The 25,218-nt window shown below is 69.0% G+C and carries 16 protein-coding genes and 1 tRNA gene; 7 read left to right on the forward strand and 10 right to left on the reverse strand.

Annotated features, from left to right (window positions below; translation table 11 throughout):
* The first annotated feature begins 41 nt into the window (after nucleotides 1-41).
* The 3 genes from pepN (at nucleotide 42) to OG780_RS30580 (ending at nucleotide 5,632) form a co-directional block, all read left to right on the forward strand.
* Nucleotides 42-2,534, forward strand: coding sequence for an aminopeptidase N (gene pepN, locus OG780_RS30570; RefSeq protein WP_328453574.1), 2,493 nt, complete (start codon nucleotides 42-44; stop codon nucleotides 2,532-2,534).
* 216 nt (nucleotides 2,535-2,750) lie between these two features.
* On the forward strand, nucleotides 2,751-4,196 hold the full coding sequence (locus OG780_RS30575) for a pyridoxal phosphate-dependent decarboxylase family protein (protein WP_328453576.1): 1,446 nt from the start codon (nucleotides 2,751-2,753) through the stop codon (nucleotides 4,194-4,196).
* Nucleotides 4,193-5,632 carry a lysine N(6)-hydroxylase/L-ornithine N(5)-oxygenase family protein gene (locus OG780_RS30580; RefSeq protein WP_328453578.1) on the forward strand — a complete coding sequence of 480 codons (1,440 nt, stop codon included), beginning with the start codon at nucleotides 4,193-4,195 and terminating at the stop codon, nucleotides 5,630-5,632. The genes OG780_RS30575 and OG780_RS30580 overlap by 4 nt, the downstream gene beginning before the upstream one ends.
* A 157-nt stretch (nucleotides 5,633-5,789) precedes the next feature.
* Here the strand turns inward: OG780_RS30580 and OG780_RS30585 are convergent, their stop codons facing one another.
* A complete protein-coding gene (locus OG780_RS30585) occupies nucleotides 5,790-7,595 on the reverse strand; it encodes a 5'-nucleotidase C-terminal domain-containing protein (RefSeq protein WP_328453580.1) in 1,806 nt (601 codons plus the stop codon).
* A 139-nt stretch (nucleotides 7,596-7,734) separates the two neighbouring features.
* Here OG780_RS30585 and OG780_RS30590 point away from each other — a divergent pair, with 139 nt between their 5' ends.
* Both OG780_RS30590 and pyk read left to right on the forward strand, forming a co-directional pair.
* Complete coding sequence (locus OG780_RS30590) at nucleotides 7,735-8,463, forward strand: SIMPL domain-containing protein (protein ID WP_328453582.1); 729 nt, start codon at nucleotides 7,735-7,737, stop codon at nucleotides 8,461-8,463.
* Between the two features lie 241 nt (nucleotides 8,464-8,704).
* Nucleotides 8,705-10,141 (forward strand): pyruvate kinase, encoded by a 1,437-nt coding sequence (gene pyk, locus OG780_RS30595; protein ID WP_328453584.1) that lies wholly within the window; start codon nucleotides 8,705-8,707, stop codon nucleotides 10,139-10,141.
* Between the two features lie 28 nt (nucleotides 10,142-10,169).
* Here the strand turns inward: pyk and OG780_RS30600 are convergent, their stop codons facing one another.
* Nucleotides 10,170-10,961 (reverse strand): helix-turn-helix domain-containing protein, encoded by a 792-nt coding sequence (locus OG780_RS30600; protein ID WP_328453586.1) that lies wholly within the window; start codon nucleotides 10,959-10,961, stop codon nucleotides 10,170-10,172.
* Nucleotides 10,962-11,048: 87 nt separating this feature from the next.
* Nucleotides 11,049-11,132, reverse strand: a tRNA-Leu gene (locus OG780_RS30605).
* A gap of 101 nt (nucleotides 11,133-11,233) precedes the next feature.
* Between OG780_RS30605 and OG780_RS30610 the strand changes: the two genes are divergently transcribed.
* On the forward strand, nucleotides 11,234-11,890 hold the full coding sequence (locus tag OG780_RS30610) for an ANTAR domain-containing response regulator (RefSeq protein ID WP_326788388.1): 657 nt from the start codon (nucleotides 11,234-11,236) through the stop codon (nucleotides 11,888-11,890).
* Between the two features lie 111 nt (nucleotides 11,891-12,001).
* On the opposite strand, the gene OG780_RS30615 is transcribed toward OG780_RS30610, so the two are convergent.
* From OG780_RS30615 to OG780_RS30645, 7 genes are all read right to left on the reverse strand, one after another.
* Nucleotides 12,002-12,718: an ABC transporter ATP-binding protein gene (locus tag OG780_RS30615; RefSeq protein WP_328453590.1), complete on the reverse strand. Its 717-nt coding sequence runs from the start codon at nucleotides 12,716-12,718 to the stop codon at nucleotides 12,002-12,004.
* The gene (locus tag OG780_RS30620) at nucleotides 12,715-13,827 is read right to left on the reverse strand and encodes an ABC transporter ATP-binding protein (protein ID WP_328453592.1); all 1,113 of its coding nucleotides are present in this window, start codon (nucleotides 13,825-13,827) and stop codon (nucleotides 12,715-12,717) included. Before OG780_RS30620 ends, OG780_RS30615 begins: the two co-directional genes overlap by 4 nt.
* A 5-nt stretch (nucleotides 13,828-13,832) precedes the next feature.
* Nucleotides 13,833-15,614 carry a branched-chain amino acid ABC transporter permease gene (locus OG780_RS30625; RefSeq protein WP_328458492.1) on the reverse strand — a complete coding sequence of 594 codons (1,782 nt, stop codon included), beginning with the start codon at nucleotides 15,612-15,614 and terminating at the stop codon, nucleotides 13,833-13,835.
* Between the two features lie 5 nt (nucleotides 15,615-15,619).
* Nucleotides 15,620-16,552: a branched-chain amino acid ABC transporter permease gene (locus OG780_RS30630; RefSeq protein ID WP_326788391.1), complete on the reverse strand. Its 933-nt coding sequence runs from the start codon at nucleotides 16,550-16,552 to the stop codon at nucleotides 15,620-15,622.
* 196 nt (nucleotides 16,553-16,748) lie between these two features.
* A complete protein-coding gene (locus OG780_RS30635) occupies nucleotides 16,749-17,954 on the reverse strand; it encodes a branched-chain amino acid ABC transporter substrate-binding protein (protein ID WP_328458494.1) in 1,206 nt (401 codons plus the stop codon).
* Between the two features lie 1,444 nt (nucleotides 17,955-19,398).
* Nucleotides 19,399-19,860 carry a PaaI family thioesterase gene (locus OG780_RS30640; protein WP_328453594.1) on the reverse strand — a complete coding sequence of 154 codons (462 nt, stop codon included), beginning with the start codon at nucleotides 19,858-19,860 and terminating at the stop codon, nucleotides 19,399-19,401.
* Between the two features lie 60 nt (nucleotides 19,861-19,920).
* On the reverse strand, nucleotides 19,921-22,200 hold the full coding sequence (locus tag OG780_RS30645; protein ID WP_328453596.1) for an FdhF/YdeP family oxidoreductase: 2,280 nt from the start codon (nucleotides 22,198-22,200) through the stop codon (nucleotides 19,921-19,923).
* Nucleotides 22,201-22,370: 170 nt separating this feature from the next.
* On the opposite strand from OG780_RS30645, the gene polA reads away from it, so the two are divergent.
* Entirely contained in the window at nucleotides 22,371-25,097 is a 2,727-nt protein-coding gene (polA, locus tag OG780_RS30650; protein WP_328453598.1) for a DNA polymerase I, read from the forward strand.
* Nucleotides 25,098-25,218 lie beyond the last annotated feature (121 nt).

Below are 25,218 nucleotides of genomic sequence, written 5' to 3' on the forward strand. Positions count from 1 at the left end.
ACCCCTGTGTCCTGACCCGCGCCATCGGGCAGCATGGCCTCATGTCCGTACTGACGCGCGACGAAGCGCAGACCCGTGCCAAGCTCCTCGACATCCACCACTACGGGATCGAACTCGACCTGACCGGAGGGGACGAGACCTTCGACTCCCTGACCGTCATCCGGTTCACCGCCCGCGCCGACGCGGACACCTTCGTCGAGATGAAGCCCGCCGAACTGCGCTCCGTCACCCTGGACGGCCGGCCCCTCGACGCCGCGACCCTCGACGAGAACCGGCTCCCCCTCAAGGGACTCACCGCCGGCGAGCACGAACTGCGCGTCGACGCCTCCATGCGCTACTCCCGCACCGGGGAGGGCATGCACCGCTTCACCGACCCCACCGACGGCGAGACCTACCTCTACACCCAGCTCTTCATGGAAGACGTCCAGCGCGTCTTCGCCGCCTTCGACCAGCCCGACCTCAAGTCCGTCTTCGAGCTCTCCGTCACCGCCCCCGAAGGCTGGACCGTCCTCGCCAACGGCGTCACCGAACACCTCGGCGACGGCCACTGGAAAGCCGCCCCCACCCCGCTGATCTCCACCTACCTCGTCGCCGTCGCCGCAGGCCCCTGGCACTCCGTACGCACCGAACACGGCGGCCTGCCCTTCGGTCTCCACTGCCGCCGCTCCCTCGCCCCGTACCTCGACGCCGACGCCGACGAGATCCTCGACGTCACCCGCGCCTGCTTCGACCGCTACCACGAGAAGTTCGAGGAGCCCTACCCCTTCGACTCCTACGACCAGGCGTTCGTCCCCGAATTCAACGCCGGCGCCATGGAGAACCCCGGCCTCGTCACCTTCCGCGACGAGTTCATCTACCGCTCCGCCGTCACCGACACCGAGCGCCAGACCCGCGCCATGGTCATCGCCCACGAAATGGCCCACATGTGGTTCGGCGACCTCGTCACCCTGCGCTGGTGGGACGACATCTGGCTCAACGAGTCCTTCGCCGAGTACATGGGCTACCAGACCCTCACCGAAGCCACCCGCTTCACGGACACCTGGGTCGACTTCGGCGTCGCCCGCAAGTCCTGGGGCTACGACGCCGACCAGCGCCCCTCCACCCACCCCGTCGCCCCCGACCCGGACGCCGTCCCCGACACCGCGTCCGCCATGCTCAACTTCGACGGCATCTCCTACGCCAAGGGCGCCTCCGCACTGCGCCAACTCGTCGCCTGGCTCGGCGAGAAGGACTTCCTGGCCGGCATCAACACCCACTTCGCCCGCCACAAGTTCGCCAACGCCACCCTCGCCGACTTCATCGACAACCTCGCCTCCGCCACCGAACGCGACGTCCACGCCTGGGCCGACGCCTGGCTGCGCACCACCGGCGTCGACACCCTCACACCCGAGATCACCGAAGCCGACGGCCAGTGGCACCTCACCGTCGACCACCAGGGCAGTCGCCCCCACCGCATCGCCGTCGGCGCCTACGACATCGTCCCCGGCGAGGACAACCGGCTCACCCTGCGCGACCGCTTCGAACTCGACGTCCCCCAGGGCGACTCCACCGACCCCCGGCCCGGCCGCCGCCCCGACCTGCTCCTCCTCAACGACGGCGACCTCACCTACGCCAAGGTCCGCTTCGACACCAAGTCCTTCCAGACCGTACGAGCCGCCCTCGGGGGCCTCCCCGACCCCCTCACCCGGGCCGTCGTCTGGAACGCCCTGCGCGACGCCGTACGCGACGGCGAACTGCCCGCCACGGCCTACATCGAGACCGCCCGCACCCACCTGCCGCACGAGACCGACCTCGCCGTCGTCCAGGGCGTCCTCACCTTCGCCACCGTCCACGTCGCCGACCGGTACCTGAGCCCCGAACAGCGGGCCACCGCCCTCGCCACCCTCACCGACCTGTGCCGCGACCTCATCCGCCGCACCGAGGACGGCTCCCAGCCCGGACTGCGCCTGACCGCCGTACGCCACCTCATCGACGTCGCCGTCCACCCCGACACCATCAGCGCCTGGTTCTCCGAGGGCACCGTCCCCGGCGGCCCCGAACTCGACCCCGAGCTGCGCTGGCGCGTCCTCGGCCGGCTCAGCGTCCTCGGCGCCGTCGACGACGCCGTGATCGAAGCCGAACTCGTCCAGGACCCCAGCGCCACCGGCCAGGAAGGCGCCGCCCGCTGCCGCGCCGCCCTGCCCGACCCTCAGGCCAAACGCGCCGCCTGGGACGCGATGTTCGCCACCGACGACCTCTCCAACTACCTGTTCACCGCCACCGCCCAGGGCTTCTGGCAGCCCGAACAGGCCGACCTCGTCCACGCCTACGTCGAGCGCTACTGGCCCGACGCCGTGGCCGTAGCCGAACGACGAGGCCCCGCCATCGCCGAAGCCGCAGGACGCTGGGCCTTCCCCGCCTGCGCCGTCACCCCCGAGACCCTCGCCCTCGGCGAGAGCTGCCTGCGCGACGCCGACCTCATCCCGGCCCTGCGCCGCAAACTCACCGACCAACTCGACGACCTCGCACGCGCATTGCGGGTGAGGCAGGCCTAGCCGCCGGCCGGACACGGCAGACACCAGACGCGAGACCCGGACGCCGGACAGCTGCCCCCGCAGCCGTCCGGCGTCCCTCGTGTCCGCCCCCGTCACACAAATCCTCCGTACGGCAGTACCCCCGCCGGGACCGAATCGTTGTCCTTGGCGGGCGCACCTGCCCAAAACACGCACACGCCGGGAAGGACCCCGCCGCACGTCCACCGGAGGACACCCATGAGCACGCCGCCCCTCGCCTCAGGCCCCGAAGGCCCCGACGCACTGCGGCCGTTGCTCGACACCGTCCTGCACGCACTCGCCGAAGGCGCCGCCGCCCGCGGAGGCCCCCTCCCCGCCGGAGGACCCGAACACGTCGCCGGGCGCCTGCGCACAGCCCTCGGCGACCCCCTGCCCCACCACGGCAGCCCCGACGCCCTGCACACCCTCGTCCGCGCCCTCGCCGAAGGCGCCGCCGACCCCGCCGACCCCCTGTGCGCGGCGCACCTGCACTGCCCGCCCCTGGCCGTCGCCACCGCCGCCGACCTCGCCGCCTCCGCCCTGAACCCCTCCCTCGACTCCTGGGACCAGGCGCCCGCCGCCTCCGAACTCGAGGCACTCCTCACCCGGGCCCTCGCCGACCTGGTCTACGGCAACCCGGACGACACCTCGCACACCTCAGGCACGGAGGGTACGAAGGTCGCGGAGGGAACGCGAGGCACGGAGGGAACGCGAGGCACGCAGAGCGACGCCCTCGTCACCACCGGCGGCACCGAATCCAACCAACTCGCCCTCCTCCTCGCCCGCGAGAAACACCACGGCATCCAACTCGTCTGCGGAGCGAACGCCCACCACTCCCTCCACCGCGCCACCTGGCTCCTCGGCCTCCCCGAACCCGTCGTCCTGCCCGCCCCCGCCGGCACCCTCGACCCCGCCGCCCTCGACAGCGCCCTCAGCGACCTGCGCGGCCCCCTTCTCGTCGCCGCCACCGCCGGCACCACCGACGCCGGACTCATCGACCCACTGCCCGACATCGCCGACCTCTGCGCCACCCACGGCGCCCGCCTCCACATCGACGCCGCCTACGGCGGAGGCCTCCTTTTCAGCGACCGGCACCGCACCAAACTCGACGGGCTCGCCCACGCCGACACCGTCACCCTCGACCTGCACAAACTCGGCTGGCAGCCCGTCGCCGCCGGACTCCTCGCCGTACGCGACCCCACCGACCTCACCCCCCTCACCCACCGGGCCGACTACCTCAACGCCGACGACGACACCGAAGCAGGCCACCCCGACCTCCTCGGCCGCTCCCTGCGCACCACCCGTCGCCCCGACATCCTCAAGATCGCCGTCACCCTCAAGACCCTCGGGCGCCACGGCATCGGCCACCTCGTCGACCAGGTCTGCGCCCACGCCCACGAACTCGCCGACCTCACCGCCGCACACCCCGGCTTCGAGCTCTACGACCACCCCGTCATCAGCACCGTCCTCTTCCGGCCCCGAGGCGCCACCGACGACACCGTCGCCGCCGTACGCCGCACCCTCCTCGACCAAGGCCGCGCCGTCCTCGGCCGCGCCACCCTCGACGGCCGCCGCTGGCTCAAAGCCACCCTCCTCAACCCCCACACCCGGCCGGGCGACCTGGCCACGCTCCTGAAACTGGTGGAAGGACACACCCCCCGATGAGACCGACACCCCACCCCCAGCGCCCCGACGCCGAAACACCCCGCGACCTGGTCGGCATCGGCATCGGCCCCTTCAACCTCTCCCTCGCCGCCCTCGCCCACCCCCTCACCGAACTCGACACCGTCTTCTACGAACAACGCCCCGCCTTCGACTGGCACCCCGGCCTCCTCATCGACGGCGCCACCCTTCAAGTCCCCTTCCTCGCCGACCTGGTCACCCTCGCCCACCCCACCAGCCCCTGGTCCTTCCTCAACTACCTCAAGGACCGCGACCGCCTCTTCCCCTTCTACTTCGCCGAGCGCTTCCACATCCAACGCGCCGAATACGACGCCTACTGCCGCTGGGTCGCCGACAACCTCCCCGGACTCCGCTTCGCCCACCAGGTCGACGCCGTCCGCTGGAACCCCGAACACGAGCTCTTCGAAGTCGACTTCACCCAGCTCGACACCCACGGCCAAGCCCAGGCCCTCGGCCGCACCCACGCCCGCAACATCGTCCTCGGCGTCGGCACCGCCCCCCACATCCCCGAACCCCTCAAACCACTCGTCAAGGCCCCCGACGCACCCGTCATCCACGCCGCCGACTACCTCAAACACCGCGACCGGTTCCTCACCGCCGACCACATCACCGTCATCGGCGCCGGCCAGTCAGGAGCCGAAGTCTTCCTCGACCTCCTCCGCAACCGCCCCACCGGAAAAGAAAAGATCCACTGGCTCGCCCGCACCGAGGCCTTCGCACCCATGGAGTACTCCAAACTCGGCCTCGAACACTTCACCCCCGACTACACCCGCTACTTCCACGCCCTGACCGAACCCGTCCGCGACCGGCTCCTCGCCGCCCAGTGGCAACTCCACAAAGGCATCGACGCCGACACCATCGCCGCCATCCACGACGAGCTCTACCGCCGCACCCTCCACGGCGGCTGGCCCGACGCCGTCCTCACCCCCGCCGTCACCGTCCGCACCGCCGGCCGCATCGCCACCACCAAGATCGAACTCCACCTCGAACACACGCAGCAGGGCACCCGATCCCGCCTCACCACCAACGCCGTCGTCCTCGCCACCGGCTACCGCGAACGCCCCATCGCCCCCCTCCTCGCCGGACTCGACCCCTACCTCCGCCGCGACAACGCCGAACGCCCCGACATCGACAACGAGTTCCGCCTCGTCCTCGACCCCACCGTCACCGGCCGCGTCTACGTCCAGAACGCCGAACTCCACACCCACGGCGTCGGCACCCCCGACCTCGGCCTCGCCGCATGGCGCAGCGCCACCATCCTCAACTCCCTCACCGGCAAAGACCCCTACCCCCTCCCCGGCCGCACCGCCTTCACCACCTTCGGCCTCGAACACACCCCCCGCGTCCCCGCCGCCCGCCAGGAAACCCGAACCCTCACCCGCCTCGTCCCCCTCATCCCCCTCGTCGAAGGACGATGACCACCCCCACATCCCCTCATCGGACGAGCCCCGCCGATCGGTTCACACACAGGCCGGGATTCTCCGGTCACCTTGCACAACCGCCCAAGACAAACGGCGCCGACGCGAGAAACCGCGCCGACGCCGCCGACCTGAACCGACCTGAACCAAAAACGCCCTAGAACACGGGCACACCCTCACGCGTCAGCTTCCAGTCCACCGACGCGAACTCCTTCGGGTCCAGCACACCCTTCGCCGTGACCCACTCCGCGATACGCGTCCGGATCTCCGTCGACTCCGACCACACCTCGGTCGCCGAAGCGACATGCGGAAACGCGCCGCCACCATTGGCACGGTAGTTGTTCACCGCGAACACGAACTGCTGAGCGTCATCCAACGGCGCACCGCCGAACGTCAGGTTCTTGATCCGCGAACCCTCCGCCTGCGCGATGTCGATGTCGTACGCGAGCCCCGACACATAGTCGTAGTTGTAGTCCGGACGACTGTTCGCGTTCGTCAGCTTCTCCGTGTCGACCACCGCACCCACAGGCGTCTGCACGAAATAGTTCGCTGAATACTCCAGGTACGCCCGCACCTGCGCACCCGTCAACACCTTCGCCACCAGCGTGTTGTCGTACACATACAGACTCGACAGATCCCGGATCGTCACATCCCCGGCCGGGATCTCCGACGTCCGCGAGAACGGCGACGCCTGCGCGATCACCGGCAACGACGCGTACTGCGTCCCCACCAGCGCCGCCCTGACCACGTCCTCCTGCACCTTGGTGATCAGATCGATGATCGGAGCGTCCTTGTAACGCGCCTCCACCGTCGTCAACGTCTCCGTCGCCGTACCGACCACCTGATTGACGTACGCCACCACCACGTCGTGCTCGTCCTTCAGCAGCCGCGTGATCTTCGGGTCGTCCGCCACCGAGTTCGTGTTGCGCACCGACGCGGCCACCGACTCGACCGTCCAGCGCCCCTTCTCGAAGACCAGCGCGAAGTCGAACACCGACATCCGCTCCGCGTACGCCAGCGGCTCCGACAGCACGACGGTCTTCCCCGTCGCCGTGTTCGTGACCTTCAACTCCGGGATCTCCAGATGCGCGTGACCCACCAGGATCGCGTCGATCCCCGGCACCTGCTGCGCCACCAACGCCGCCGAATTCTCCACGTACGGCAACTGGTCACCGTACGACGACGTACCCGACGCACCCGAATGCGCCGACACGACCACCACGTCCGCACCCATCGACCGCAGCTTCGGCACCCACTTCGCCGCCTGCTCCTCAAGACCCGGGAACGTCAACTTCCCCTGCACATAAGCCTTGTCCCAGATCGCGATACCCGGGTTCGTCAGACCCAGCACCGCCACCTTCACCGGCGGCGCGCCGTGGACGTGGAACTCCTTCATGAAGTACGGAGGGAACGCCGGCTTCAGCGTCTTCGCGTCCAGCGCGTTCGCACCCAGCAGCGGGAAACGGCACTGCGACTCGAACTTCCGCAGCGTCTCGATGCCGTAGTTGAACTCGTGGTTCCCGAGCGCCACCGCGTCGTACCCGATCGCGTTCATCGCCTGCGCCATCGGGTGCACCGGACCACCCTTGGCGGTGATCGGATCCACCTTCGCGTAGTAGTACGTCAGCGGAGTGCCCTGGATCGTGTCACCGGCGTCCAGCAGCAGCGTGTTGCAACGCCCCTTCTCCGCACGGATCTCGTTCACCAGCGTCGAGATGCGCGCCAGACCCTGAGCGTTACCCGCCTTGTCCGCGTACTCCGCGTCCTTGAAGTAGTCCCAGTTGAAGACATGACCGTGCAGATCGGTCGTCCCCATGACCGTCAGCTCGTACCGCTTCACCGGCCGGCCCCCCTTCGCCCTCTCCGCGGCCTGCGCCACCGGAGCCGCGCCCACACCCGCGAGCGCCACCCCCGCGCCCGTCACGGCGGACTCTTTCAGAAACTTCCGGCGATTCAACGGCATGGCTCGAACTCCTCGGGAAATTGGTCAACGACGCGCGTAGATTCTGACCCAACACCCGCCCCCGCAAAAGACCCTGGAGGTTTCCATCTCGTGGCCGTACGGCGCCACGGACCCCCCACTCCCTGACAGAGTGGGACGTATGACCCCCGACATCGCCCCCGCCACCCACCCGACCCCACCCGCCGTCCCCTACGGCACCCCCGACACACCCCGCATCGCCGTCCGAGGCGAAGCCCGTCTCGAAGTCGACCCCGAGATCGCCCGCATCACCATCACCGTCACCGCCCGCGGCAAAGACCGACGCGAAACCCTCGCCGACCTCACCCGCCGCAACACCCTCGCCCTCGACCTCGTCAAAACCTACGGCGACGCCGTCGAACGCCTCGAAACCAGCGCCCTCACCATCACACCCGAACTCGGCCGGCACGGCCGCGGAGAACGCGTCCGCACCCACCACGGCCTCGTCCACATCACCACCGAGCTCAACGACTTCACCGCACTGGGCGAACTCACCACCGCCCTCGCCGACCTCGACCTCACCCGCGTGGACGGCCCCTGGTGGGCCCTGCGCCCCGACTCACCCGCCCACCGCACCGCACGCCAACAGGCCGTCCGCGAAGCCGTCCAACGCGCCCGCGAATACGCCGAAGCCCTCGACACCACCCTCACCGCACTCGTCGAACTCGCCGACACCGGCGCCGAGGACACCCACCCCCGAGTCCCCCAGAGCACCCGCGCGCTCAGCCGGGCCGCCTACGGCGCCGGCCCCACCGAGGACGAACCCGCCCCCCTCGACCTCGAACCCCAACGCCAGCACGTCCACGCCCAGGTCAACGCCCGCTTCACCATGGCACCGCCACGGCTCTAGCCGCACCTGGCAGCATCACGGAAAGTCACCACAAGGCTCTTCCGTGCACCCACCCCACAGCCCGGCGCACACTGGACGGGCACAGGCCGAAGAACGCGCCCGCCACACCGAGCACCATGCTCCGCTCATCGGAGCGGCGCGGCGCACAATTCAACAGTTGTCAATAACCCTTCACGCAAAGGTTGTTGAGTAGTCATGCGCGACCAATTCTCTACCGACCGGTAAGGCCTAGGCTCGAATCATGCGCCGAGCGAAAATCGTCTGCACACTGGGCCCCGCCACCGACTCGTACGACCAGATCAAAGCCCTGGTCGAAGCCGGAATGGACGTAGCCCGCTTCAACCTCAGCCACGGCACCCACGCCGACCACGAGGAACGCTACCGACACGTCCGAAAGGCATCCGACGAAACCGGCCGCAGCGTCGGAATCCTCGGCGACCTTCAAGGCCCGAAGATCCGCCTCGGCCGCTTCACCGAAGGCCCCGTACTCCTTGAACGCGGAGACACCTTCACCATCACCGTCGAAGAAGGCGCCGAAGGCGACCGCGACCACTGCGGAACCACCTACGACGGACTGGCAACGGACGTCACTCCCGGTGAACGCATCCTCGTCGACGACGGCAAAGTCTGCCTCGAAGTCACCTCCGTCGACGGCCCCCGCGTCCACACCACCGTCATCGAAGGCGGCATGGTCTCCGACCACAAAGGCCTCAACCTCCCCGGCGTCGCCGTCTCCGTCCCCGCCCTCTCCGACAAGGACGAGGACGACCTCCGCTGGGCCCTGCGCACCGGCTTCGACGTCATCGCCCTCTCCTTCGTCCGCAGCGGCAAGGACATCCACGATGTTCACCGCATCATGGACGAGGAAGGCCGCCGCCTCCCCGTCATCGCCAAAGTCGAAAAGCCCCAGGCCGTCGACAACATCGACGACATCGTCGCCGCCTTCGACGGCATCATGGTCGCCCGCGGCGACCTCGGCGTCGAAATGCCCCTGGAACAGGTCCCCATCGTCCAGAAGCGCGCGATCAAGCTGGCCAAGCGCAACGCCAAGCCGGTCATCGTCGCCACCCAGATGCTCGACTCGATGATCGAGAACTCCCGCCCCACCCGCGCCGAAGCCTCCGACGTCGCCAACGCCGTCATCGACGGCACCGACGCCGTCATGCTCTCCGGCGAGACCAGCGTCGGCAAATACCCCATCGAGACCGTCAGGACGATGTCCCGCATCGTCGAAGCGGCGGAAGAAGACATCCTCGCCAAGGGCCTTCCGCCCCTCACCGAACGCAACAAACCCCGCACCCAGGGCGGAGCCGTCGCCCGAGCCGCCGCCGAAATGGGCGACTTCCTCGGCGCCAAGTTCCTCGTCGCCTTCACCCAGTCCGGCGACACCGTCCGCCGCCTCTCCCGCTACCGCTCACCCATCCCCCTCCTCGCCTTCACCCCCACCCCCGCCACCCGCTCCCAGCTCAACCTCACCTGGGGCGTCGAAACCTTCCTCGGCCCCCACGTCGACTCCACCGACGCCATGGTCGACCAGGTCGACGAACTCCTCCTCAAGTACGGCCGCTGCGCCAAGGGTGACATCGTCGTGATCACCGCCGGCTCCCCGCCCGGAGTCACCGGCTCCACGAACCTGGTCCGCGTCCACCACATCGGCGAGGACGACAGCCCCAAGTAGCGGGCAGCGGGGCCTTCTCCGTCGCCGGTCAGTACTTGGGGCCCACGTGGGCGTCGAGGAGGGCTACGGAGGCCTTCTTGGCGACGGAGATGTTGTACGGGTTCCCGTGGCGGGTGCAGTGCGTCCAGTCGACCCCGAGCTTGTCCAGGGTGTCCGTGAAGAGCTGCCGGATGTCGTCCGAGACATTGGTGAAGAAGTACCGGGGGTACTCGTAACGCTTGAGCTCACCGCCGACGAGTCGGGTCGTCCAGTTGGTGATGCGACAGCCGTCGGAGTGGATCAGCCCCCGGACGAACTCCCAGGGGTGGGCGTCGACGATCTCCTGCTGCCAGGGTTCGAGGACGATGGGGCGCTCGTGCTTCTTGCCGGGGCCGTGCTGCGGGAAGAGGCAGTCGAGGTGCTTGAAGTACACCTTGATGTTGTGCGCGCCCTTGCTTCGCACGCGGCACGTGGCGTTGTGGGGGAACACGGTCCGCAGGGCGCGTTCCGTGCTGTCCTGGATACCTGGCCAGGCGTCGTCGAGGGTGATCATGAGGCTGGGCACTTTGTGCTTCGCGTAGTGACTGATGTGTCCGTCGCCCAGATACAGGCCGAGGAGATAGCTGTACGAGGCTTTGTCGAGGTCACGGCCGTTGCACCTCGGGCAGAGGAGCGACGGGCGAACGGTGACCGGCTCGCCGCGTTTAACTCGGTCCACGTGCTTCCAGTAGCTGACCGTTCCCGGCGGAACGCCGAACCGTCGTGCCACGTCGGTGTTCTTGGCCCCGTCGCGGAGCAGGGCGAGAGTCTTCTGCCGTACTTCAGTTCCATGCGCGTTCATGTGAACACTGTGCGTTGCTGATCGTCACCATGTGCAGCAAAAAGCGGAGGTCCACGAGAACGTGGACCTCCGCTTTGCGATGATCTGTGCCGGGTATGGGATTCGAACCCACATGTCCTTGCGGACAGAGGTGTTTGAGACCTCCGCGTCAACCAGTTGCGCCAACCCGGCGTGAGTGACTCTGCGGAAGCATACCGGGTCATCGCGGTCCGCCGCCGCTAGGTAGTCTTCTTAAGCAGTACTACCTGCCCGGCCCGCAATGAGGAGCCCCCGTGACCGCCCCCGAGTCGCCCCAGCCCGTAGACGCGCCCGACGACGACAAGTCGCACGTGCCTCCGCTGACGACCCGTGTCGTCATCGCCGAGGACGAGGCGCTGATCCGCCTCGACCTCAAAGAGATGCTCGAAGAAGAGGGCTACACCGTCGTAGGTGAGGCCGGTGACGGTGAGCAGGCCGTCGAGCTGGCCCGGGAGCACAAGCCCGACCTGGTGATCCTCGACGTGAAGATGCCGAAGCTGGACGGCATCTCGGCGGCGGAGAAGATCGCCGAGGAGTCGATCGCCCCGGTGCTGATGCTGACCGCGTTCTCGCAGCGCGACCTGGTCGAGCGGGCCCGTGACGCGGGCGCGATGGCGTACTTGGTGAAGCCGTTCAGCAAGAGCGACGTGGTGCCGGCGATCGAGATGGCGGTGTCCCGGTTCGCGGAGCTGAAGGCGCTGGAGGGTGAGATCGCGGATCTCACGCAGCGTCTGGAGACGCGCAAGCTGGTGGACCGCGCGAAGTCGGTGCTGCAGACGGAGTACGGCCTGACGGAGCCGGCGGCGTTCCGGTGGATCCAGAAGACGTCGATGGACCGCCGTATGTCGATGCAGCAGGTGGCCGAGGCGGTCATCGAGGACGCCGAGGAGAAGAAGGCGGCGAAGGGCTAGTTCAGCGCCCTTGCCGTAGAGCTTGGTCCGCCTGGTCGTGGCGGACGGAAGAGGCCCGCACCCCTGACGGAGGTGCGGGCCTCTTCGTGTGTGCGGCCGGGCCGCGGTGGATCAGTCCTCGCCGAGGTACGCCTTGCGGACGGACTCGTCGTGGAGGAGGTCCTGGCCGGTGCCGGAGAGGACGATGCTGCCGACCTCCATGACGTGGGCCTGGTCGGCGAGGGAGAGCGCCGCCTGGGCGTTCTGCTCGACGAGCAGGATGGTCGTACCGGACGCCTTGAGTTCGGCGATGGTGGCGAGGATCTTCTGCATCATGATCGGCGAGAGGCCCATGGAGGGTTCGTCGAGCATGAGCAGCTTGGGCTGGGACATGAGGGCGCGTCCCATGGCGAGCATCTGCTGTTCGCCGCCCGAGAGGGTGCCTGCGGCCTGCTTACGGCGCTCTCCCAGGATGGGGAAGAGGTCGTAGGCGCGCTGGATGTCCTTCTCGATGCCCGCCTTGTCGCTGCGGAGGAAGGCTCCGAGCTGGAGGTTCTCCGCGATGGAGAGGCGGGGGAAGATGTGGCGTCCCTCGGGGGAGTGCGCGAGTCCGAGGGCGACGATCTTGTGGGCGGGGACGTTGGCGAGGGGCTGGCCGTCGAAGAGGATGCGGCCTCCGCTGGGCTTGAGGAGCCCGGAGAGGGTGCGCAGGGTCGTCGTCTTGCCGGCGCCGTTGGTGCCGATGAGGGTGACGATCTGGCCGGCTTCGACGGTGAAGGAGATGCCCTTGACGGCTTCGATCTTGCCGTAGGCGACCTTGAGGTCTTCGACCTCGAGCAGTGCGGTCACTGGGCGGTTCCTTCCTTGCTGGTGCTGCTGCCCTGTGCGTCGGAGTCGTCGGACGCGGTGGGGGCGTCGGAGTCGTCGGCCGGGGTGGCGTCCTCGGGCTCCTCGGTGGCCTCGGGGGCGTCGGACGTTTCCTCGGCCTCGGGGGCTTCGTCGGTGTCCGTGCTGTCCTCGGCCGCCGGGGTTGCTTCGGCTTCCTCGGCTTCGGGGGCGGCGTCGGCCGGGGCGGCTTCCTCGGTCTTCGGAGCGGTGTCCGTCGCGGTCACGGCTTCGGCGGTTCCCGCCGCTTCCGCGGCCTCGACCTCGGCGAGTTCCTCCGCGCCGGGGGCGCCCTCGAAGGGGGTTCCGAGGTAGGCGGCTACTACGCGTTCGTCGCCCTGGACGACCTCGGAGGTGCCTTCGACGAGCTTTTCGCCCTGGACGAGGCAGGCAACGCGGTCGGACAGGTTGAAGATGAAGCGCATGTCGTGCTCGATGACGAGGACGGCGATGCCCCGGTCGCGGATGGCGAAGACGAGTTCTTCGGTCGCGCGGGTTTCCTGGGGGTTCATGCCGGCGGTGGGCTCGTCCAGGAGGAGCAGGCCCGGCTCGCTCGCCATCGCGCGCGCGATCTCCAGCTTGCGCTGCTCGCCGTAGGGGAGGTTGCGGGAGAGGTGGTCGGCCTTGTGGGCGAGGCCGATGAACTCCAGCAGTTCCATGGCGCGTTCGCGGGAGGTGGCTTCTGCCTTGCGGAAGCCGGGGCCGCGCAGGAGGGCGGACCAGAGGCCTTCCTTGGTGCGGGTGTGGCGTCCGACGAGCACGTTTTCCAGGACGGTCATGTTGGCGAAGAGCCGGATGTTCTGGAAGGTGCGGGCGATGCCGGCGCTGGTGACGAGGTGCGGCTTGGGGGGCAGCACCTTGCCCTTGTAGGCGACTTTGCCCTCGGTGGGGACGTAGAGGCCGGTGAGGCAGTTGAAGAAGGTGGTCTTGCCCGCGCCGTTGGGGCCGATGAGGCCGACGATCTCTCCGGCGTTGACCGTGAGGTCGACGTTGCGGACGGCGGTGAGGCCGCCGAACCGCATGGTGACGCCGGTGGCTTCGAGGACGGGGCTGGGGGCTGTGGTGGTGGTCATGTTGGTTACGCCCCTGCCTTGGTGACGCCGACGGTGGAGTCGGGCAGGCCTTGTTCGGGGATGTGGACGGTCTCGTCGCTGTCGTCGCTCTCGTGGAATTCGAGCTGGTTGCGGCGGTTGGCGATGATGCCTTCGGGGCGGAAGCGCATGAGGACGACGAGCGCGACGCCGAAGGCGAGGAGTTGGTACTCCTTGAGGAACTGGAGCTTCTCAGGGAGGAGGTAGAGCAGGGTGGCGCCGAGGATGGGTCCGCTGACGGTGCCCATGCCGCCGAGAACGACCGCCGCGAGGAGGAAGGCGGAGTTCGGGGGTACGGAGCCGGCGAACTGGTACGGGGCCGGGTTGACGCTGTAGCCGACGTGGGCGCTGACCGTGCCGGCGAGGCCGGCGAGGGAGGCGCCGAGGGCGAAGGCGACGAGCTTGACGCGGAAGCCGTTGATGCCCATGGCGGTGGCGGCGGTCTCGTCCTCGCGGATGGCGATCCAGGAGCGGCCGATCCGGGAGTCGGCGGCGCGGGAGAAGACGACGACCACGAGTCCGGTGATGAGCAGCATCAGCAGGAAGTAGTTGGCGAAGCGCCCGAGGGCGTGGCCGGCGACGTCGTGGGTGGTACCGAAGTCGAACCCGAAGATGTTGAGGTCCGGGATCATGGAGATGCCGTTGGGGCCGTTGGTGATGTTGGGTCCGGAGGCGCCGTCCAGGTTGTTGACGGCGATGCGGAAGATCTCTCCGAAGCCCAGGGTCACGATGGCGAGGTAGTCGCCGCGCAGTCGCAGGGTGGGGGCGCCGATGAGGACGCCGAAGACGAGCGACGCGGCCATGCCGGTGAGCATGGCGGCCCAGAAGGGGAACTGGACGCCGGAGAAGCGGGAGAACTCGGAGCCGGAGACGAGGGCCGCGGCGTAGGCGCCGACGCCGAGGAAGGCGACGTATCCGAGGTCGAGGAGTCCGGTGAGGCCGACGACGATGTTGAGGCCGAGGGCGACGGTGCCGACGACGAGGATGCTCACGCCGACGTTGGCGTTGTGCTCGTTGTCCGCGACGTAGGGGAAGATCGCCGCGGCGAGGAACGCCATGGTGGTGGCGAATCCCTTGTGGCGGGCGTTGAGCTGGGCGAAGCGGTCGAAGAGTCCGGCGGTCTGGAGGGCCCAGGTGCCGAAGACGACGAGGAGCAGGTAGCCCAGGAACGTTTCGCTCGCGTCGGGGTCGACGCCGATGCCGTACGTGAACGCGATGAGTGCGACGGCGGTGGCGGCGGTGATGACGAGGCGCTCGACCCAGCCGGGCAGTTTGGCGGCCGGCGGGATGAGGTCGGGCTTGGTGACGTAGTCCTTGAAGGTGTCACCGGGCTTGGGGAGTGCCAGGGTGCCGAGGAGGGCGATCAGGGAGCCGACGGCGGCGAGGTAGGCGCCGGGGTCGAGTGCGACGAGGCCCTTGAGGTCGACGGCGATGGCGATGGCGCTGAACCAGCTGACGGCGAACGCGGAGGCGGCGGCGAGGACGACGGGCTGGGTGGCGCCCGCCGGGTTGAGCCAGCCGAGGCCGCGGATGTTCCAGAGGGTCAGGGCGAAGAGGAGGGTGAGCGCGCCGGCGACGATGTCGAGGATCTGGAGTCCGGCCGGGGAGCCGTAGTAGGTGAGGTCCCCGGGGAAGTCGGACGTGTAGGTCCAGGACATGAACGTGCTGGCGATGGTGGCGATGGCGCCGATCGCGATGAGGGCACGGGCGGCGCTCTCGGGGAGTGCGATCAGGCCGCGCTCGGAGGTGGTGGTCTCGGTGGTTGCCATGGTGCTCACGCCCTGTCCGCGACGCGTTCGCCGACGAGGCCTTGTGGCCTGAACAGCAGTACGAGGATGAGGAGTACGAAGGCCCAGACGGAGGACCAGCCGCCGCCGCCGAGCTGCTGCATGCCCGGGATGCCGTCGATGTAGCTGGTGGCCATGGTTTCGGCGAGGCCGAGGACGAGGCCGCCGATCATGGCGCCGTAGATGTTGCCGATGCCGCCGAGGACGGCCGCGGTGAAGGCCTTGAGGCCCATCTGGAAGCCCATGTCGTACTTGACGGTGCCGTAGCGCAGGCCGTAGGCGACGGCGGCGACAGCGGCGAAGAAGCCGCCGATGGCGAAGGCGATGACGATGATGCGGTTGGTGTCGATGCCCATGAGCTGTGCGGTGTCAGGGTCCTGCGCGGTGGCCTGCATGGCGCGGCCGGTGCGGGAGAGGCTGACGAACAGGGCGAGGGCCGCCATGCACAGGGGGGCGGCGACGATGACGAAGACCGAACCGCTCTGAATGCTGACCGAGCCGATGTGCACGGTGCCGAAGGGAAGTTGGGGGAACTTCAGGTCGGTCTTGGCATCGGGGTAGGTGTTGAAGACGATCTGCTGGAGGGCCAGGGACAGACCGATGGCGGTGATGAGCGGTGCGAGGCGTGGCGCTCCGCGCAGGGGGCGGTAGGCGAAGCGTTCGGCCCCGACGGCGATGAGGACGGAGACGATTCCGCCGCCTATCAGCATCGCTGGGAGGGCTATCCACATGGATGTGCCGTTTGGCAGAACGTACAGGTAGACCGAGAGTGCGCCGAAGCCGCCGGTCATGAAGATCTCGCCGTGGGCGAAGTTGATGAGCTGGACGATGCCGTACACCATCGTGTAGCCGATGGCGATCAGCCCGTACATCGAGCCGAGGAACAGCCCGTTGGCCAGCTGCTGCGGCAGGGTGTTCACCGCGTGGCCTCCATGTGGTGGGGAGAGTTGATCAGGGCGTATGGAGCGGGCCGCGCGGTGACGTGTGGTCGTGGCCGCGCGGCCCTGTGGTTGTGCTGAGGGCCTGTCCGGTGGATCGGACCGGGCTCACGGTGCCGTTTCGGGCGCCGTGGCCTGGAGTCGGACCGATCCGCCGGAGTGGCCCGGGTGTTGCTGATCAGCCGTTGAACGTGCCGCTCTTGACGGCCTTCCACTTGCCGTCGACGACCTGGTAGACGGTGAGCTGCTTGTTGGTGGTGTCACCGAAGTCGTCGAAGGAGACGGGGCCGGCGATGCCGTCGAACTTGGTCTTCTGGACCTCGGCGACGATCTTGGCGCGGGCGCCGTCCGGGATCTTGCCGTCCTTCACGACAGCGCCGATGGCCTTGATGATGGCCGTGGCGGCGTCGTAGGAGTAGCCGCCGTAGGTGCCGTAGTCGCCCTTGAGGCCGGACGCCTTGTACTTCTTGATGAAGTCGGCGGCGGAGGCCAGGGAGTCGACGGGCTGGCCGACCGAGGTGACGAGGTCGCCCTCGGAGGGCTTGCCGGCGGTCTGGATGTAGGTGTCGGAGAACATGCCGTCGCCACCGAACAGCGGGATCTTGACTCCGCCGTCCTTGAGCTGCTTGGTGAGCTTCTCGGACTCGTCGTACTGGCCGCCGTAGTAGACGAGGTCGGCCTTGGAGTTCTTGATCTTGGTGACGAGGGCGGAGAAGTCCGTGTCGCCGGTGTTGACGTGGTCCTCGCCCGCGAGCTTGCCGCCGGACTTGGTGAAGCCGGCCTTGAAGAGCTTGGCGAGGCCGGCACCGTAGGTCTGCTTGTCGTCGACCACGTACACCTTGCGCTTCTTCAGCGTGTTGTAGGCGTAGTCGGCCGCGAAGCCGCCCTGGAGGGCGTCGGTGGTGGCGGTGCGGAAGTAGGTCTTGAACGGGCGGGACTTGGCGGTCTGCCAGTTCTTGCCCTGGGTGAGCTCCGGGGCGGTGTTGGACGGCGAGATCTCGACGAGGCCTGCTGTGTCGAAGACCTGCTGCATCTGGGTGGCGACGCCGGAGTTCAGCGGGCCGACGACGCCGAGGACCTTGTCGTCCTGGACGAGCTGGGTGGCGTTGGCCTGGCCGGAGGCCGGGATCGCCTTGTCGTCGAGCGCCTTGACCTTGAAGGTCACGCCGGGGACGGTGTTGTTCTTGTTGGCGTCGTCGACGGCGATCTGGACGCCGCCCTGGATGCCGAGGCCGGTGGCGGAGTTCTGACCGGTCAGCGGCGCGTCCACGCCGATGATGATCTCGGTCTTCTTGTCGCTCTTGCTGTCGCCGCTGTCGTCGCGCGAGCCGCAGGCGGTCAGCGTGAGTGCTCCTGTCGTGAGCACGGCGGTGAGTATGACCATAGAACGCTGTCGCACGTTGAATCCTCTCCCTGGCGCGGCACCCCAGGGTGGGGGCCGTGTTTCTCGCCGGGCCGTACTGGGTGAAGCAGGGCCGTGCAGTGACGCGCCCGGCGGCGCGGTGACTGGCCGTGACTATAAGCGCAGGTTGGGGGGGTGGGGAGGAGCGTGGGGAAGGCTGTGACGCTCTTGTTATCCGGGGGATGCCTCGCGGGGCGTGGGGCGGACGATCGGAGCATTTCGACGTGTCGGCCGGGAGCGGTTGTGTGTTCGCATGGTGAGAACGCGCTGTTCCGGGTTGATGGCGGATACCGGAAGCTGTACGCGTGGTGGCGGCTCGGGGGGCCGCTCGGAGCGCGGTGCGGCGCGGCTCGCGGCGCGGGGATTGCTTTATTGCGGCAGAGGTAACCGACTGTTACCACCGCGTGATGCGGTCGCCGGCGTCCTGGCCGGGTGAAGTGGGTGTGGGGAAGAGCCTGTTGGGGTAGCCGGGGCCGCGTGGTCCGGTCCTCGGGCCGAGCGGCCGTGTGCCGCCGAAGTGAGGCTTTGCTGTTGCTGTGCGTTGTTGTCGTGGACGGGCGGGTCGGGGTGGGGGGCCTCGGCGGCGTGCGGCGGCCCGGCGCGGTTGTATACGGCGCCGCGCAAGGCGATGAGGCGGGCGTTTCCGGCCTTCACTGTCAGTGGCAGTGGGGGGTGGGTTTTCGCGCTCAACTCGGCGGGTCCGATGCCTACTTGGTGGGCGCTGGCGGCTGTGCGGCGGGCGCTGCCGGCCTCGAAGCGGAAGGGAAGCGCGCGTGCCGGCGCGGCACTTGCGGCGGTGAGCTGTGCGCTCGGCGGTCACGGGCGGTGGCCGGGGTGGGGCGACGGGGTGCCGGTTGCGATCGCGATGAGGGTCCGGGCTCCGGGTGGGCCGCGTCCCAACGGGATTCGAGGGGTGGAGGGTTGGACTTCGGCGGATCCGCGGATCGGGAGGGGGCGGCGAACCCCTGGAGGGGCTGCGAGCCTCTGGACGGTCCGTGAACCCGTGGGGCTCGGCGAACACTTTCGTGGCCCTGGAGTGCGGGGCGGGCCGGGGGAACCGGAGGACTCGGGAGGGTCGGGCGGCAGGAGACCCTCGGCGGGGCCGGCGGAGTTCGCGCGCCTCATGGCGCTCGGGGAGCCGCGTGCCCTGGAGAGCCTCGGCTCCGAGGGTTCGTGTGTCCCGGAGGGTCTCGGGGCGACTCGGAGGGTCCGTGTGCCACCCGGAGGGCCTCGGGGCGGCTTCCGGGGGGCCGTGTGTCCCTGAAGCGCCTCGGGGGGCTCTGGAGGCCCCCGGAGCGTCCTGGAGGGTTCGCGCTCGGAGGGCTTGAGGGCGCCCTCGGGGTCCGTGTGCCTCGGAGAGCCTGGGAGTGCCCCGGGGATCCGTGCGCCCCGGAGGGCTTCGCAGGGCCCCGGGGCCGTCCGGGTGTCAGCTCTGGGGCGCGTCCTTGAGGATGCAGGTGAGGCGGGCGCTGCAGACGCGCTTGCCGTCCTCGCCGGTGATGGCGATCTCGTACGTCGCCGAGGTGCGTCCGCGGTGGACGGGTGTGGCCACGCCGGTGACGAGGCCGGAGCGGACGCCGCGGTGGTGGGTGCAGTTCAGGTCGACGCCGACGGCGATCTTGGTGATGCCGCCGTGGAGCATGGCGCCGACGGAGCCGATGGTCTCGGCGAGGACGGCGGAGGCTCCTCCGTGGAGGAGGCCGTAGGGCTGGGTGTTCCCCTCGACGGGCATGGTGCCCACGACGCGGTCCGCGGAGGCCTCGGTGATCTGGACGCCCATGCGGTTGCCGAGGTGGCCCGCGGAGAAGAGGGCGGGCAGGTCGACACCGAGTGTGGCGTACTCGTCGATGACCCCTTGCGGGAACTTCGGGGTGTGCTGTTCGCCCATGGCGCCCGGCTCCGTTCGTCGTGGACCACTTCGTCGTGGATGTCCTTGCTGAGCGAACGCTCAGTCGGCTGTCGATTGTTCCAGACGGACGACCACGGACTTGCTGGCAGGGGTGTTGCTGGTGTCGGCGGTCGAGTCGAGGGGGACCAGGACGTTGGTCTCGGGGTAGTAGGCGGCGGCGCAGCCGCGGGCGGTGGGGTAGTGCACGACGCGGAAGCCGGGGGCGCGTCGTTCGACGCCGTCCTTCCATTCGCCGACGAGGTCGACGTACGAGCCGTCCGTGATCTTCAGTTCGCGGGCGTCGTCGGGGTTGACGAGGACGACCCGGCGGCCGTTCTTTATGCCCCGGTATCGGTCGTCGAGTCCGTAGATGGTGGTGTTGTACTGGTCGTGCGAGCGCAGGGTCTGCAGGAGCAGGCGGCCTTCGGGGAGTTCGGGGTGTTCGACGGGTGCGGCGGTGAAGTTGGCCTTGCCGGTGGCCGTCGGGAAGCGGCGTTCGTCGCGGGGGGCGTGGGGGAGGGCGAAGCCGGCGGGGTCGGCCACGCGCGCGTTGAAGTCCTGGAAGCCGGGGATCACGCGGGCGATGCGGTCGCGGATGGTCGCGTAGTCCTTCTCGAACTCTTCCCAGGGGGTGCTGCTGCGCTCGCCGAGGACCTTGAGGGCGAGGCGGGCGACGATGGCGGGCTCGGACAGCAGGTGGGGGCTCGCGGGCTCCAGGCGGCCGCGTGAGGCGTGCACCATGCCCATGGAGTCCTCGACGGTCACGAACTGTTCGCCGCTGCCCTGGAGGTCGCGTTCGGTGCGTCCGAGGGTGGGCAGGATGAGGGCGCGTGCGCCGGTGACCACGTGCGAGCGGTTGAGTTTGGTGGAGACGTGGACGGTGAGCCGGGCGCGCCGCATGGCCGCCTCGGTGACGTCGGTGTCGGGGGAGGCGGAGACGAAGTTGCCGCCCATGGCGAAGAAGACCTTCGCGTCGCCGTCGCGCAGGGCGCGGATGGCGCGTACGACGTCGTAGCCGTGTTCGCGGGGCGGCTTGAAGCCGAACTCCTTCTCCAGGGCGTCGAGGAAGGCCGGGGCGGGGCGTTCGAAGATGCCCATGGTGCGGTCGCCCTGGACGTTGGAGTGTCCGCGGACGGGGCAGACGCCGGCGCCGGGGCGGCCGATGTTGCCGCGCAGGAGCAGGAAGTTGACGACTTCGCGGATGGTGGGGACGGAGTGCTTGTGCTGGGTGAGGCCCATCGCCCAGCACACGATGGTGCGCCGTGAGGCGAGGACCATCTTGAGGGCTTCGTCGATGCTGTCGCGGGTGAGCCCTGTGGCGGTGAGGGTCTGTTCCCAGTCGGCGGCGCGGGCGGCCTGGGCGAAGTCCTCGAATCCGTGGGTGTGTTCGGCGATGAACGTGTCGTCGAGGGCGCCCTCGGTGTCGAGGATCAGTTTGTTCAGCAGGCGGAAGAGGGCCTGGTCGCCGCCGAGGCGGATCTGGAGGAAGAGGTCGGTGAGCGCGGCGCCCTTGAGCATGCCCTGGGGGGTCTGCGGGTTCTTGAAGCGTTCCATGCCCGCTTCGGGCAGCGGGTTGACGGTGATGATCTTCGCGCCGTTGGCCTTGGCCTTCTCCAGGGCGGAGAGCATGCGCGGGTGGTTCGTGCCGGGGTTCTGGCCGGCGACGATGATCAGGTCGGCTCGGTAGAGGTCGTCGAGCAGGACGCTGCCCTTGCCTATGCCGATGGTCTCGTTGAGGGCCGAGCCGGACGACTCGTGGCACATGTTCGAGCAGTCCGGCAGGTTGTTGGTGCCGAGCTCGCGGGCGAAGAGCTGGTACAGGAAGGCGGCCTCGTTGCTGGTGCGGCCCGAGGTGTAGAAGAGGGCTTCGTCGGGGGAGCCGAGCGCGGCGAGTTCCTCGGCGACGATGTCGAAGGCGCGTTCCCAGGCGATGGGCTCGTAGTGGTCGGCGCCCTCGGCCAGGTACATGGGGTGGGTGAGGCGGCCCTGCTGGCCGAGCCAGTAGCCGCTGCGGCGGGCGAGGTCGGAGACGGGGTGCGCGGCGAAGAAGTCGGGGGTCACCCGGCGCAGGGTGGCTTCCTCGGCGACGGCCTTCGCGCCGTTCTCGCAGAACTCCGCGGCGTGCCGGTGCTCGGGTTCGGGCCAGGCGCAGCCCGGGCAGTCGAAGCCGTCCTTCTGGTTGACGCGCAGGAGGGTGAGGGCGGTGCGGCGCACGCCCATCTGCTGCTGGGCGATGCGAAGGGTGTGTCCGATGGCGGGGAGCCCGGCCGCGGCGTGCTTCGGTCCGGCTACCTGCGGAGCGTCCTGGACCGGATCGCTTTTCGGCGGCTTGCTGGCCATCGCTGAACCCCTTCGCGTGCGCACGTCGGTGTGCGTGTCTTCGTACCGCTTCGATCCTCGCACGCGTGGCCGACGGCGAAGGCCGTGGGTCGTGGGAATGCGGGGCGGGGAGGGGGTGTGCCGGGCCGGGACGGCTCTCGTTGTCAGTGGGCCGTGGCAGGATCGGGGGTGTGGCAGAGACAGCATCGAAGCAGACCGAGAAAACCGCAGGTACGGGCCGCCCGCGCCTGATGCTCATGGATGGGCACTCGCTGGCCTACCGCGCGTTCTTCGCGCTGCCCGCGGAGAACTTCACCACCGCGACGGGTCAGCCGACGAACGCCATCTATGGTTTCGCGTCGATGCTGGCGAACACGCTGCGCGACGAGTCGCCCACGCATTTCGCGGTGGCGTTCGACGTGTCGCGCAAGACGTGGCGTTCCGAGGAGTTCACCGAGTACAAGGCGAACAGGTCGAAGACCCCGGACGAGTTCAAGGGGCAGGTCGAGCTGATCGGCGAGGTGCTGGACGCGATGCACGCGCAGCGCTTCGCGGTGGACGGCTTCGAGGCCGACGACATCATCGCGACGCTCGCCACCCAGGCCGAGGCCGAGGGCTTCGACGTGCTGATCGTCACGGGTGACCGTGACTCCTTCCAGCTGGTCTCGGAGCACACGACGGTGCTGTATCCGACGAAGGGTGTCTCCGAGCTGACCCGGTTCACTCCGGAGAAGGTCTTCGAGAAGTACGGGCTGACGCCGGCGCAGTACCCCGACTTCGCGGCGCTGCGCGGTGACCCGTCGGACAACCTGCCGGGCATTCCCGGTGTGGGTGAGAAGACGGCCGCGAAGTGGATCAACCAGTTCGGTTCGTTCGCGGAGCTGGTCGAGCGGGTCGACGAGGTCAAGGGCAAGGCCGGGCAGAACCTGCGCGATCATCTGGAGGCGGTGAAGCTCAACCGCCGTCTCACGGAGATGGTCAAGGACGTCGAGCTGCCGCGGACGGTGGCGGATCTGGAGCGGGCCCCGTACGACCGTACGGCGCTCGCGATGGTCCTGGACACCCTGGAGATCCGTAACCCCTCGCTGCGGGAACGGCTTCTCGCCGTGGACCCGGGGGCCGCGGAGGCCGAGGAGGCGCGGCCCGTCGTCGAGGGCGTCGAGATCGACGGCACGGTGCTGGGCGCGGGCGAGCTGGTGCCGTGGCTCGCCGAGCACGGCACCGGGGTGCTGGGCGTGTCGACGGTCGACTCGTGGGCGCTGGGCTCGGGGTCGGTCGCCGAGGTGGCGCTCGCGGCGGGTGCGGGGCCGGCGGTCTGGTTCGACCCGTCCCGGCTGGACGAGGCCGACGAGAACGCGTTCGCCGCGTGGCTCGCCGACTCCGGTCGGCACAAGGTGATGCACAACGCCAAGGGCGCGATGCGGGTCTTCGCCGAGCACGGCTGGAGCATCGAGGGTGTGACCATGGACACGGCCCTCGCGGCCTATCTGGTCAAGCCGGGCCGTCGTTCCTTCGCGCTGGACGCGCTCTCCCTGGAGTATCTGGGCCGGGAGCTCGGGCCCGCCGCCGCGGCCGACGGACAGCTCGCGTTCGGTGCGGACGAGCAGGCCGAGGCCGACGCGCTGATGGCGCAGGCCCGGACGATCCTCGATCTGGGGGAGTCGTTCGGGGAGAAGCTCCAGGAGGTCGGCGCGGCGGATCTGCTGCGGGACATGGAGCTGCCCACGTCCAGTCTGCTGGCGCGTCTGGAGCGGCACGGCATCGCGGCGGACCGGTCGCATCTGGAGGCCATGGAGCAGATGTTCGCCGGCGCGGTGCAGCAGGCGGTGAAGGAGGCGCACGCGGCCGCCGGGCACGAGTTCAACCTCGGTTCGCCCAAGCAGCTCCAGGAGGTCCTCTTCGGTGAACTGGCCCTGCCGAAGACGAAGAAGACCAAGACGGGGTACACGACGGACGCGGACGCGTTGGCCTGGCTGGCGACGCAGACCGAGAACGAACTGCCCGTGATCATGCTCCGTCACCGTGAGCAGGCCAAGCTGCGCGTCACCGTCGAGGGCCTGATCAAGTCGATCGCCGCGGACGGCCGTATCCACACCACGTACAACCAGACGGTCGCGGCGACCGGCCGGCTGTCGTCGACCGATCCGAACCTGCAGAACATCCCGGTGCGCACGGACGAGGGCCGTGCGATCCGCCGCGGCTTCGTCGTCGGTGAGGGCTTCGAGTGCCTCATGACCGCGGACTACAGCCAGATCGAACTGCGGGTGATGGCCCATCTGTCCGAGGACGAGGGCCTGCTGGAGGCGTTCACCTCCGGTGAGGACCTGCACACCACCGTCGCCTCCCAGGTGTTCTCGGTGGAGCGGTCCGCGGTCGACGCCGAGATGCGCCGCAAGATCAAGGCGATGTCGTACGGCCTCGCGTACGGGCTGTCGGCCTTCGGTCTGTCGCAGCAGCTGAACATCGAGGCGGGTGAAGCCCGTGCGCTGATGGACACGTACTTCGAGCGCTTCGGCGGGGTGCGGGACTATCTGCGCCGGGCGGTCGACGAGGCCCGGGCCACGGGTTACACCGCGACGCTCTTCGGGCGCCGCCGGTATCTGCCCGATCTCAACAGCGACAACCGCCAGCGCCGTGAGGCGGCCGAGCGGATGGCCCTGAACGCGCCCATCCAGGGCACGGCCGCCGACATCGTGAAGATCGCGATGCTGAACGTGGACCGGGCGCTGCGCGAGGCGAAGCTCGACTCCCGCATGCTGCTTCAGGTCCATGACGAAATCGTGCTGGAGATCGCTCCTGGTGAGCGTGAGCGGACCGAGGAACTGCTGCGTCACGAGATGGCGTCCGCGGTCCGGCTCGACGTCCCGCTGGACGTCTCCGTCGGCGCGGGCCGGGACTGGGAGTCGGCGGCGCACTAGGCAGCGGGTGACGCCTTCGGCCCAGGGCCGTGTCTGCGGCACCATGCGGTGCCGCAGACACGGCCCTCGGGCGTTCCCGGCCGTATGCCGGGCGGCTCGGGGCGGGCCAGGGGGCGTCACC

This window comes from Streptomyces sp. NBC_00386, from assembly GCF_036063235.1.
In the GTDB taxonomy this organism is placed as follows: domain Bacteria; phylum Actinomycetota; class Actinomycetes; order Streptomycetales; family Streptomycetaceae; genus Streptomyces.